Annotated in this window: 17 protein-coding genes; 5 read left to right on the forward strand and 12 right to left on the reverse strand. The window is 47.4% G+C overall.

The genetic code is table 11. The annotated features are described in order from the left end of the window. Positions 1 to 571: 571 nt before the first annotated feature. Entirely contained in the window at positions 572 to 1,153 is a 582-nt protein-coding gene (locus A6U95_RS20845) for a sce7726 family protein (protein ID WP_065685856.1), read from the forward strand. Here the strand turns inward: A6U95_RS20845 and A6U95_RS30030 are convergent. The 12 genes from A6U95_RS30030 to A6U95_RS20900 form a co-directional block, all read right to left on the reverse strand. Further along, complete coding sequence (locus A6U95_RS30030) at positions 1,110 to 2,210, reverse strand: beta family protein (protein ID WP_074423385.1); 1,101 nt, start codon at positions 2,208 to 2,210, stop codon at positions 1,110 to 1,112. The genes A6U95_RS20845 and A6U95_RS30030 overlap by 44 nt on opposite strands. A gap of 245 nt (positions 2,211 to 2,455) precedes the next feature. After that, complete coding sequence (locus A6U95_RS20850) at positions 2,456 to 5,038, reverse strand: replication endonuclease (protein ID WP_083196431.1); 2,583 nt, start codon at positions 5,036 to 5,038, stop codon at positions 2,456 to 2,458. Positions 5,039 to 5,052: 14 nt separating this feature from the next. After that, on the reverse strand, positions 5,053 to 5,481 hold the full coding sequence (locus A6U95_RS20855; protein ID WP_158006231.1) for a hypothetical protein: 429 nt from the start codon (positions 5,479 to 5,481) through the stop codon (positions 5,053 to 5,055). Beyond that, positions 5,456 to 5,725, reverse strand: coding sequence for a DUF3850 domain-containing protein (locus A6U95_RS20860; protein ID WP_065685857.1), 270 nt, complete (start codon positions 5,723 to 5,725; stop codon positions 5,456 to 5,458). Before A6U95_RS20860 ends, A6U95_RS20855 begins: the two co-directional genes overlap by 26 nt. Continuing rightward, positions 5,722 to 6,567, reverse strand: coding sequence for a Dam family site-specific DNA-(adenine-N6)-methyltransferase (locus A6U95_RS20865; protein ID WP_065685858.1), 846 nt, complete (start codon positions 6,565 to 6,567; stop codon positions 5,722 to 5,724). The genes A6U95_RS20860 and A6U95_RS20865 overlap by 4 nt, the downstream gene beginning before the upstream one ends. After that, positions 6,564 to 6,929, reverse strand: coding sequence for a hypothetical protein (locus tag A6U95_RS20870; protein ID WP_065685859.1), 366 nt, complete (start codon positions 6,927 to 6,929; stop codon positions 6,564 to 6,566). The genes A6U95_RS20865 and A6U95_RS20870 overlap by 4 nt, the downstream gene beginning before the upstream one ends. Then, entirely contained in the window at positions 6,926 to 7,129 is a 204-nt protein-coding gene (locus A6U95_RS20875) for a hypothetical protein (protein ID WP_065685860.1), read from the reverse strand. The genes A6U95_RS20870 and A6U95_RS20875 overlap by 4 nt, the downstream gene beginning before the upstream one ends. Before the next feature lie 322 nt (positions 7,130 to 7,451). Further along, positions 7,452 to 7,676 (reverse strand): hypothetical protein, encoded by a 225-nt coding sequence (locus A6U95_RS20880; protein ID WP_065685861.1) that lies wholly within the window; start codon positions 7,674 to 7,676, stop codon positions 7,452 to 7,454. A gap of 13 nt (positions 7,677 to 7,689) precedes the next feature. After that, positions 7,690 to 7,884, reverse strand: a complete 195-nt coding sequence (locus A6U95_RS20885; RefSeq protein ID WP_065685862.1) for a hypothetical protein — start codon at positions 7,882 to 7,884, stop codon at positions 7,690 to 7,692. Continuing rightward, positions 7,884 to 8,117 carry a hypothetical protein gene (locus tag A6U95_RS20890; protein ID WP_065685863.1) on the reverse strand — a complete coding sequence of 78 codons (234 nt, stop codon included), beginning with the start codon at positions 8,115 to 8,117 and terminating at the stop codon, positions 7,884 to 7,886. The genes A6U95_RS20885 and A6U95_RS20890 overlap by 1 nt, the downstream gene beginning before the upstream one ends. Further along, entirely contained in the window at positions 8,114 to 8,317 is a 204-nt protein-coding gene (locus A6U95_RS20895) for a hypothetical protein (RefSeq protein ID WP_065685864.1), read from the reverse strand. Before A6U95_RS20895 ends, A6U95_RS20890 begins: the two co-directional genes overlap by 4 nt. 10 nt (positions 8,318 to 8,327) lie before the next feature. Next, the gene (locus A6U95_RS20900; protein WP_065685865.1) at positions 8,328 to 8,594 is read right to left on the reverse strand and encodes a DNA-binding protein; all 267 of its coding nucleotides are present in this window, start codon (positions 8,592 to 8,594) and stop codon (positions 8,328 to 8,330) included. 94 nt (positions 8,595 to 8,688) lie between these two features. Between A6U95_RS20900 and A6U95_RS20905 the strand changes: the two genes are divergently transcribed. The 4 genes from A6U95_RS20905 to A6U95_RS30395 all read left to right on the forward strand — a co-directional run. Next, on the forward strand, positions 8,689 to 8,985 hold the full coding sequence (locus A6U95_RS20905; protein WP_065685866.1) for a helix-turn-helix transcriptional regulator: 297 nt from the start codon (positions 8,689 to 8,691) through the stop codon (positions 8,983 to 8,985). A gap of 129 nt (positions 8,986 to 9,114) precedes the next feature. Next, positions 9,115 to 9,741 carry a type VI secretion system-associated protein TagO gene (locus A6U95_RS20910; RefSeq protein WP_065685867.1) on the forward strand — a complete coding sequence of 209 codons (627 nt, stop codon included), beginning with the start codon at positions 9,115 to 9,117 and terminating at the stop codon, positions 9,739 to 9,741. A gap of 11 nt (positions 9,742 to 9,752) precedes the next feature. Continuing rightward, positions 9,753 to 10,748, forward strand: coding sequence for a tyrosine-type recombinase/integrase (locus A6U95_RS20915; RefSeq protein ID WP_065685868.1), 996 nt, complete (start codon positions 9,753 to 9,755; stop codon positions 10,746 to 10,748). Beyond that, positions 10,745 to 11,580, forward strand: an 836-nt coding sequence (locus A6U95_RS30395) for an NACHT domain-containing protein (RefSeq protein ID WP_139102418.1), incomplete at its 3' end; no start/stop codon positions are given. The genes A6U95_RS20915 and A6U95_RS30395, both read left to right, overlap by 4 nt.

The raw sequence follows: 11,580 nt of genomic DNA on the forward strand, positions 1-11,580 counted from the left end.
GAGATGTGTATAAGAGACAGCACCCAAAGCGCGCGATTTGTTCCCCTCCACGCCCGCACGTGAAAAGTGTCGATTTTTATGCACTGGTGCAACCTGCCCGAAGCCGCGCCAGCTCTAGCTCTGAACGGCCTGATTATGGTCAAAAAAACTGTGCAATCCTATGCGTTTTTATGCTGCTATTCACAATGTTTTTCATAGCTGAAAACTTGATGGTTCATGTGGGATGAATTTAATTAAATCACTTTTCTAGCTATGCCTAAATCAGATGGAAGTTTAAGCTCTGCATTACTATCACAGATAGAAAACATACTTATAAAAAAGGACATAGCCAAGCCTCTTGATTAATAAGTTATTAGCTTATTAAGGTTGAGTTATCGACACAATTTGCTGATATCGTATGTGGAAAAGCTGTGCCATAACTCACATTGTGAGGTAGTAATTTTCACTTTCGAACAGAATCAGCACTATCTCAGAAGAATGAAAAAAAATACGTGCTATAACCATCTTATGCATTTAAAGTTTGCGACCATTCTAACGACATGTTGCAACGGATAAAAAACGACCACACAGTATGAAAGACATTGACGTAAGACGGGCTGTTCATTCAAAAATCCTTAGAGAACACCATAAGGATCCAGACACACTTATAATTGATGAGTTTGTAATGAACTTAGGGGCTAGTCGTGCCGATATCACTGTGATCAATGGATTAATGCATGGGTACGAGCTAAAAAGCAAAAGTGACAACTTGTTACGTTTGCCGACGCAAGTTGAATACTATTCATCCGTAATGGATAAAGTGACTCTCGTTGTATCTGAATGTCATGCAGATGCTGCTTTGAAGATCATTCCTGAATGGTGGGGGGTTAAAATAGCTACCGAGGGTGCCAGGAATGCTGTCCATCTGCACAACGAGCGTACAAATCGGCTGAATCCTTCGGTCAATAAAGTTGCTCTTTCGATGTTGCTTTGGAAAGATGAAATGCTATCAATTTTGACTGAACAAGGCCAAGAACGTGGTTTGAAGAGCAAACCACGTAGATTTTTATGGCTGAAACTATCTGAATGCTTGGACATCGATCAGCTACGTAATGAAGTTCGGGCGAGACTTAAAGCCCGTACAAACTGGCGAGTTGATCAACAACCTTTGTAATATGATGATTTTGCCCAATTCTTCGCCAAACCTCAGCACTACCAAATTTGTGGGTTGGTAATGGGTTTTGTAGGTATTGGGCATGAGTAACTGCATAATCATTAATATCCTGATCTCCAACACTAAATGCTGCGCCTGAATACTCTCTATGACCAACTATAGCCTGTGCGTGAGCCCCATATTGATCGTATCCGTATTGATTGGCGACTTGACCTCTGAATACCCAAAAATCATCGTTTCCCGTATAGCGTACGCTTGCGGAAACGCTAGGGAATCTGGTGGCTAATCTTGTATAATCAGGATGTTGTACACCGTAATCACTATAAATTACTCCTCTGGCTAACTCTGCTCCGCGACATAAATTCTGCCATAAATGCCATTCAAAACGAGGTTGGCAATGAACGCCAATAGATATTTGGCTTAGATCTACAGGGAACGACCCCGCGGCTAATATTACACGTCTGAAACTATTCAAATTTTGAAGGTTATTAATTAAACCCAAGGCGAGCATCTTACTCCGGCCTGACTGCCATGATTCTTCAGAAACTGAGTCTCTTAAGTCAATGACAACGTCAATATTTTGATGTGATATATTCAATCGACTGATGTATGCAGATACCAATTGGGGGTTGGCAAGGTCGATCGTCGTTAAACGAAGGCACACTTCCCCCTGAACAAGTGAGTCAATTTCTCGTAAGTAGGACACCGTTCTTGTCGGTGAACTGACAGGCACAACATGCAAACCAGCCATTCTAGCCTGTGTTATTGCATTAGTTATTGGGTAAGTATCACCAGCATCAATGAATTGTTCGTCGATAAGAATACCATCAATATAAATAAATGGAATATTAGCGCATGCCGCTGCTAGTTTCCTATCGAAACCATTTAACAAGATATCATAAGTTTTATTAGGAACATCGGTATCTGGGTCTAACGGGACTGGCTCGATTTCGAAAAGGGGAATGATTTTTGACTTAACGCTTGGTGTCAGTTGCGTAATTGCTGAGAATTCCGCGCGCTTAGTCTTTAAAATTGGTACGTATGATGCACCTTCCACAGGAATTTCCTTATACAAAACATAGACAAAAAACAATATGAATAAATGGGATTGCTCTATTCATCCTTTTTTCATGGTGGGACAAGCATTATGTCCACCAGTTTAATTTTATCGGCTTTGTTAATTTATTTGTCAACATTTAGTTTAAGAATGTGTATGTTATATCTCATTGATAATCGGAATTTGACCAAAGAAGCGCTAAGAAAAGGTAATTAGCTATCGTAGAGTTATTCTATAGCGGCACTTTATTTTTTTATCAATGTGATAGGTGGATTCCCTAAAGCATGTACTCTTTTCATCAAAGCGTCTTTTTGTTGCACTGGTGAACGTGCCATTGTATACAGCACACCTTCTTTACCAGCGCGGTAACGCGTTCCTTCAATATCAACGATCTGCTCCATCACAAGGCGGCGTAGCGCTGCGCGACTGATATCGATCCCGATTGTGAAGGCGTAATCATCCAATAGGCGGATCAGTTCGTCTTGATTTGGTGACAGAGCGGCCTCGCCTGGCGTTGAATTCCTGGTTGTTGTTGGTCTTTCCGGTTTCTGTCGTTGATCATCTCGGATCCGTTTGAGCATTTCCCGGCGCTGCTTGATACCTAGCAGCTCAAAGTTGATGCGTTCCGCTGGATTATACGTGGCAATATCGCCCCCTTTGCTGGGTAAATTTTGCTCAATGGGACAGTTATTGCCACGAGTCCAAGGGGCGGAAGGGCCGCCCCGCAGGTCAACGGCACCCCCCGCGCGGTCGTTGCCGTTGGCGCTGATCGCGGTGTTAGTGGTGTTGCTGTCGGTTTTGCGCACCATCTGCCAGGTGCTGGTGTGGGTACAGATGCGGGAATCATCCCCCAGGCTCGGCGCGTATACGCCATAGATGCGCACACCGTGGTCACCGTAGGCGCTCGGTTTGTCTGACTCGGTGTACGCGGTGCGTACAACGTGGAACTTGCGAGGGATCAGCACGCCGCCCTGTTTAAGGATGTAGGTCGCGAAGCAACCGGCATCGGCAGCGGATAGTACATCGTCGACCGCCTTGTCCTTGATGCGCGGGGTCTTGCGACCGGTCACGCCCTTGCGGGACATCTGGCCAGACAACAGACGCAACTCGCGGTAAGCCTGGCGGGAAGGTATGCCAAAGAAGCGGAATTGCTGCACACGGTGCAGCGATGCCCAGGCGGTGACGTTCTCCACCGTGTCTTTGAGGGACTTCCCGGTCTCTTTGCTGATGATGTCTTTCAGTCCGCGACCGTCGATATTTTTACTGATGTATTTCGCCAGGTAGCTGGTCGGCGTGCCTTTCTTCTTGGTGAGTAGTTCGGCGAAAAAACGGGGCTTGATGTTCTTGCCCAAACCCGGACCCAATTCGGCGCGGTCTTCACGGATGGCAAAGTCCCGCATGATTTTGGTGATGGCTTTACGGTCACGCTTGCGCATGAAACAAAGCAAATGCCAGTGGACGGTGCCGTCGTGGTGCGGCTCGGCCACGCGTACGCCATACCACCGCAAGCCCCGACGGTGCAGTGACTTACGGATACCGGCGAACAGATTGACCAGATAGTCGCTGGTCTCGCGTGGCGTGGTGTGGTTCCACTTCGGGTTAGGCTGACCGTTCACTTTGTTTGCGTGGAACTTCGAAGGGCAAGTGATGGTATAGAAAACGGCACAGTCGCCGCGCAGTTCGGCGATATTCTCCAGCCCCTTAGCTGCGGCCATCATCTCGTTGCGGCGGTGTTTGGGATTGCTGTTGCTGGCGTTAATGACATCTTCCATTGGCAGACTGTCGCCGTCTTCGTTAACCAGATCGTGGGCTTTGAAGAACTCCAGCGCCTTGCGGCGTTGCTCGCGCTTATGCACCAGCGCATCGTGGCTGATGTATACGGAAGCATATTTGTGTACCAGGCTGACGGCGCGGAGCTGGGCTTCTCGCCACTCGCAACGCAGGCGCCACAACTGGCGATACCACCAATCCGCGCAGCGCATACGAGCTAAGGCGCCGTGGATCAAATCGTAGGGGATATCTGCCCGGCGGGTGCCGGTGTGCAGCAATGCATGATAACGCGGAGGCTGTACGCAAAGGCGGGCGGCCTGATCGGCGACAACGAGGTAAAGCTGCAACAGGTCGTCCAGCGGCGTGCAATCTTCGTCGGTGACGATCGCCTCATACTGTTCAACGAACAGCATGTCCATGTGGGTGGCGATCTTGACGGCCAGCCCCTTAACGTCGTCCTGGTAGAGTTCCGGCAAGATCAGCAAAGCGTCCAGCCCTTCGTGGTGGGCCATGTAACGAAAACCGATGGTTTGTTGTCGGTTGCGTACCACGTCCAATCGTGCCAATTCGTTCTTAACAATCTCACATAAAAACGCATTGGCATGATCGTCGCCGTTCTCCCGGCGCAGGTAGTCAATCTTTTGCTGTAGCGGCTGACGGATAAATTTAGGCTGCGCATTCAGGTCACCCTGAGCGGCCAGCGCGGGGCTATGGCGCTGCATCTCCTTCGCCAGCTTGATCTGGCTCAGCCGTTTTTCCTGAATAAAGTCGTTCAGTTCCGGGTCGCGTTCTTCGGTGTTGAAGAAGTGGCGCCATGCGGCATCGTTTAGCGCTTCTTGCTGTTCGGCCTGGTGGCTATTGTCTTTCTTGTACAACGCAAGAAAACCGGCCAGGGAATGCGGGGCCAGTTCGGTTGACGGGGTTTTATCCAGGCGCGGGTTTACCGCTGGGCGTGACTCATTCCAGGTGAAAGGGAGATCACTCGCGACAACGCCGCCGCCACCCGGATATGGCAGCGGCGGGGATGGCTGGCGACGGCCTCTGTGGGGCTTACTCATTTTCTGGCGCCGCGTTAGTAAAAGTAATTTTTTAGTGAGGTTGCTGGTATTTCCAGCTTTTCAGCTATCACGTTCAATTTCATTCCTGTGTCGTGCAGCTGGCGGGCGAGATCAATATCGGCTTCTGAATACTTTCGGCTGTGGTGGGCATCACCGCTTTTCCTCATGCTAACTCCAATGATGGCCGCCCGTACGCCAACTGATTTTTCCGTTCTGCCGAGTAGACAACTGATTTGTTTAGCGCTTAAGGTGCTTGCACTTTCTTTCAAGACCTTATCTTCCGCTTCATTCCATCGCTTCATGCCGATGCCCTCATGGCTTCTATCACTACGCCCGCCGCCAACAGCCAAAAAGCGCCGCTGACGAGAAATGTGCACGCCCATGCGTGGCGCAACATCCAGTTCTTGATAGTGCTTTTCATGATTTGAATGGCCCTCGCTCAATGCTTAACATCACGTAACCTGGCAACCATTCGCTTAGGTCTGTGATGTGGGTTACGCGCACCCAGATGAACTCCGTAGAAAAACCCACCAAACCACCGGACCAGGGAAACTGGCTGTATTCCGCAAGGCACAGCAGATCGCCAACTGCGTAATCACGGTCATTAATGCGGATTTCTGCCTTCTTCTCCCCACCGACCACCGCCGCGAAATACTCAGGCGAGATCTTGAGATCGTGTTTTTTCATAAGGGTTGATTCCATCCAATCCCGACGTCGCAGCATGGTGCACGGCTAGCTATCAGCTCGTCGGCTGTGGCTTTTCCGCCTGTGCGGTTACCTACTGCGCGCGGTGCAGTGATCGACTCAATATGGAAGCGGCTATACAGGGTGTGTGCTGCTGTAGTGTCACTATTGGAAATAACGACAGGAACACGGGGCGACACTGTAAGGCGCAGCAGTTCTGCGGTTAAATCAGCATGATCGGATGCGGAAAAACCGCCTGTGTGATAGCTGGAAAAATCAGCCGTTTTGGATACCGGCAAGTAAGGAGGATCGCAGTAGATGAGATCGCCCGGCCTTACCACCGCAAGCGTGGTTCTGAAATCCGCACAGACAAATGTTGCGCGCTCGGATTTTTCAGCAAAGGCCATGATTTCCGCCTTTGGGAAATACGGCTTTTTGTACTTGCCATAGGGGACATTGTATTGCCCGTCTTTGTTATAGCGGCATATACCACCATAGCCGTGGCGGTTCAAGTAAAGGAATGTGACTGCGCGCTCCCATGGGCTCAGAGCGTTACCCCTAAACTCCTCGCGACGGCGGTAATATTCATCGGCACTATTGGCCTTTTCAAACAACAGTGCCGCGTGGTTGATGAATGCAGCCGGGCAGTTCCTGATCGCCTCGTACATGTTGATCAGGTCTGGGTTGATATCGGCAATCAGATATTCTGGGTAGTCGGTATTCATCATGACGGTGCAGGAACCGGCAAACGGCTCTACTAACCGTTTTGCTACTGGTAAGTGCTTGACCAATTCAGCCATGATCCCGGCCTTACTGCCTGCCCATTTGAGAGGGGAGCGGATCATTCTTCACCCCCACCCTGAAGGTATGAATGGGGGGTGGGATCCCAGATAACAAACTCTGCCAATTCGCAATTATCATATGCGGCTGCAATAACACATGGAGACACCAAGGCATTGATGATCCCAAGAGTACCGACTGTGCAGTTATGCCCTTCAGGAAGGGGGCGGTCTTCAAAGTCAACGGTGCTGATGACTAACTCAATATTGCAATCGACAGATTTGCTAATCAGCTTTTCAATGGCCTGCCGGTCAATGCGCAAAAGTCTGTTGAGGATATCAACGACCTTTTGTGCATTCAGTTGGGTGGAGTCCAGAATAGGGCTACTGTTATCAGCTCGCTGCTGGGTTTGATGTTTCGGTATCATATCTTTTGCCCTTTGATGACGGTTGATTGACGAGTGGTTGCCCAGGACTTCAGGGTGGTGATGATCTGATCGGCGTCGGCATTATTTGCCTTCAGGCGATCGAGTTTTCCTTCCAACATTTCCAGCAACTGAAGCCGTGCGGATAGACGGGCGTCAGTTAACATTTGCACCAGTTCGGTGTTTATTTCCGGGTTGTTCATAGGCTCCTCCTTGGTTTAATTGGCTACTCCATCCGGGGCACCACTTGCAAAATGGTGCCCCGGATGGGTGCCGGGATTATTGCCATGCCCGGCCATGGTCATACGGCGGTAATCGCTGCCTGATTCAGCCCATTCTTGGTTAGGGCGCAGGCGGCAATTTCCGCAACTCGGAGGTGATTAAATAATCACGGTGTTTAAATATTCTTCGTTACTGGTTAATTTCTCTTTATTTTAATTAAGAAGGTATTCCTACCCTTGTTTTTGTCTGGGATGGAATTAAGTTTTCATTAATTAAAATACATCTATTTAAGGCGACGACTTATTAAATAGGCTTTGGAATTAGCTGCTGGTCTTTCAATTGCTCTAAATGATTCTGCAACACCATTGCTGAACCAATGTCCTCGCAGTTGTAGGCGAGGTTAACCGCGTCTTTCAGGCCAAAAGCCAGGGTTCTGCGAGCGGTGACTTCGCTCACATAACCGCCGTTGGCGGCAAAGTGATAACGTTCAAGGAGCATATTAAATAATTCAGAGAATGGGCGGTTCATACTCTTGTCCTTTTTAGAGTTGCTGGCGAGCTTTGCGCTCAACGGCCTCTTTGCGTGCCAGATACTCGCGCCGCGCATTACCGCGCTTTGTCTCGCGACGGCCTCGGCAATCTTTCACAATAAACACCACTGACAGCACGGCGAAGATGGTGAGAACAACCAGGTACGCAACAGCGTCAGGTGTGAGTGTTTTGAAGAAATTAAGCATCAGAGATCCCCAAATGAGCTAGGCGTTTTCCCGGTGCGCCTCCAGTCTCCTGCCGCTACCTGGATATAGGCCGCTGATTCATCACCTGCATAACGGGCAACACATGCTAATTGCTCCAACAAGTCTACTGCTGTCAGCATTTCCGCTGTTGCACGTTCCGGCTGTGTGTGTTCCATGCGCTTATTGAACTTGGCAATAACGACGTTTGCTGCTGCATAGAAAAGAATGTTCATGCCATGGTTTCCTTTTCGATATACAGCTGATCGATATAGCCAGTGGCCAGCGCCTGAGCATCAAACTTGCCGTAAGACTGATCACCCTGTCGGACGTGGTAGCGGGTGACCGGCTGTAACGTCTTGCGGGGTAACTTGGTGACACTGAAACCCCGGTATACGCAGGTGTGTTCGCTAACCTTCACGATTGCGTGTTGCATTTCGATACCCTCAGCTCATCCGTTCAACATATTTCTCGGCGCTGCGTTTGGCGCGCAGGTAGATGGCGTAAAGGTTTACGCGACGCTTACCGCCAGGTCTGTCCTGAAGAATTGGCAGCGATCCGACATCCGCCTGGGTGCGCACGGTTTGGGCGTTCTTGCCAATACGCTTGGCATAATCAGAGATAGATTCTTCCACCAGATCACCAAAAGGGTAATCAGCAGGAAGCTGGTTGGCTCTCACTCCTATCATCTTTTTTTGTTGGTTTTTGCTCATAGTGATACCCTTTTAGATCACGCAATTTTACATTATTTAGGGTGCCTGTAGGTACCCTTAAATTGATTATGGGGTACTTGTGAGCACCTTGTCAATGTCAGTAGGCGAAAAAATCAGAGCGATAAGAGAGTCTGAGGGATTAACTAGGGATGAGTTTGGGGCCTTGCTTGATATCCCCATTGGCACGCTAAAGCGGTATGAAACGAATCGTATAGGCAGCATTGGTGGTGAGGTTTTAATGAAAATTGCACAGCACCCCCGATTCACTAAATACACGATGTGGCTAATGACTGGGGGTATCGCGCCGGAGATAGGGCAAATATCGCCGGATCTCTCCCCTGATGGGCCAAGCAACACATCCGACCACCGAGAAGGCCGGAAGGTTGGCTAACTATCTACAAAATATGGAAACGTTGGGGTAAAGGTGGGATTTGTTCGGACAGAAACTTCTGGTTAGGTCTGTATTGAACGGTTTGCATGCAAATGATTGATAAGGATAATTAATTAGGTGATAAGCAAAATGAAAAAAGCAATATCTTTAGTTTTATTTGGTTCATTCGCTAGCTTTTCTCAGGCTGAGGTTGGCATCCCTGAGCAACTGGAGCAGTGTCACAAAGTTAAAGCTGACGCTGAGCGACTTAAGTGTTTCGATCAGATTGGCAAGGCTAAGGCTGAAGAAAAAGCTGAAAAAACGGATAGTGCCGAACCTGAATCCGCAGGCCAGTGGTTGGTGACAAGCGATAAATCTCCAATCGATGACTCTGAAAATGTGCATGTCTTCCTACTGGCAGAAAACCAGATAAGTAGCCGATTTGATAGGGCGATAACTCCTTCCTTGTCTATTATATGCAGGGAGAAAAAAACTGAACTCTTTATTGATTGGGGTACATACCTTGGACTTGATAGCACGCAAGTCCTTACCCGCATTGACTCCCAACAGGCTATTAATCGCTCTTGGCAGATATCCACTGATTCCAAGGCGACGTTTTACAGTGGGCAATCCATTGCCTACATTAAATACCTTATGAAAAGCAAAAAAATGTTCGTGAAAATAACGCCTTATGGGGAAAATCCTGTTCAAGCAACCTTTGCCTTGGACGGTTTATCAAACGCTATCCAACCATTGCGCAAATCCTGTAAGTGGTAAGGCCATAGCAGATGAGTATTAAGCCACTTGGTGCAGAAGGTTACATGGTTGACGTTCGCCCTCAGGGGCGCGAAGGAAAGCGCGTCCGTAAAAAATTCAAGACTAAATCCGAAGCGCAGCAGTTTGAGCGCTGGGTCATTGCGACGCAGAACAGTAAAGACTGGGTGGAAAAACCAGCCGACCAACGGCCATTAACTGAATTAATCGACCTTTGGTTTAAACATCATGGCCAAAACCTGAAAGATGCCGTCAAGACAAACCACAAATTGAAAGTGATGGCGGCAAAAATGGGTAACCCCAAGGCTTGCCAGATCTCACGCGCCTCGTTTTCTGACTATCGCGTGCTGCGGCTGGCCGAAGGCAAAAAGGCAAAGACTATCAATCTCGACCAGGAAAAGTTGGGTAGCGTATTCTCCGTTCTCATCGACCTGGGCCATTACTATGGTGAGCACCCGCTCAAAGAGATGAAGAAAATTAAGCTGCCGGATCAGGAAATGGGTTTTCTAACTCATGATGAAATCCTGCAGTTGCTCGATCGCCTGGAAGGTGATCACCTGAAGGCGGTTAAGCTGTGCCTGGCAACAGGGGCGCGGTGGGGGGAGGTGGTCAAACTTCGACGGGAAGAGGTGATCGGTAACAAGGTGACATATCTCAATACGAAGAACAGCAAGAACAGAACAGTTCCGATCTCTGTTGAATTTTGTCAGCAGATCACCGACGGAATCAAATCCGGGCCGTTATTTGCAGGGCTGAATTATCCGTATTTGAGAACATGCATTAAAGAAGTGGCCCTCGGCCTGCCTGCTGGGCAGGCGGTGCATGTGCTACGGCATACCTTTGCAAGCCACTTTATGATGAACGGCGGCAACATCTTGGCGTTGCAACGGATTTTAGGGCATTCGAATATTTTACAGACGATGGTTTATGCGCACTTTGCGCCTGATTATTTGGAGGATGCTGTGAAATACAATCCTTTAAATACCAACTCGAATAATGGTGATATATGATTGATCTATCTACATTAATAGCAGGTCCTTTTTTCACTACTTTCTTTGAAACAATTGGCGAAAAAATAGCTGCATCGGGAATAAAACTAGTGCAGGGGAAGGCAAATAAGATATTAGACTCTTTTAGTAATTCAAAAATAGCTAATTTATATCTAGAAAGAACCGTCTATAAAATATTTGTTTTTAGAACGATAACTAAAGGTGATAGAGATGTTTATCTTGATGAGATATATCATCCTCTTAAGCTTAAAAAAATGAATCATAAAAGCAAAGGAACTAATAGGATTGTAATAATAGGAGATAATTCAAAATTAGATAGTTCAGAATGTAATGTGATTGTAGGTTTGGCGGGGCAGGGAAAAACCACTGTCATGAGAAAACTATTCTTAGAAGAGATTGTAAGGGCGGAGCGGTTACCTTTCTTTATAAATTTAAGACAATGTGATTTTACAGAAAATGGATGTGCCGAAATCCTTTTAGAGCATTTAAATACTAATGGGATAGAATGTAAGATCTTAGATGTTATAAATTTATTAAAAACAAAGAAAGTAATATTTTACTGGGATGGTTTTGATGAGATATCAGCATCGCAGAGAAATAATGCTTTGGACGTGATCATGTCTGTTCATGATATGTATGGTTGTTCATCAATTGTCACTACTAGACCTGATACAGAAATTACGAGGCAACCTAGAACTCAAAGGTATGATGTTGAATTCTTAGATGAAGAAGATGTCTCTAGTATGATTGTCAAAATAATCGACAATCAGGATGTCAGCGATTCAATTTTGGCTGTTTTAAAAGAAAAAGAATCTGTCTCTTATACACATCT

The sequence above is a fragment of the Serratia sp. 14-2641 genome, assembly GCF_001692375.1.
Lineage (GTDB): Bacteria > Pseudomonadota > Gammaproteobacteria > Enterobacterales > Enterobacteriaceae > Chania > Chania fonticola_C.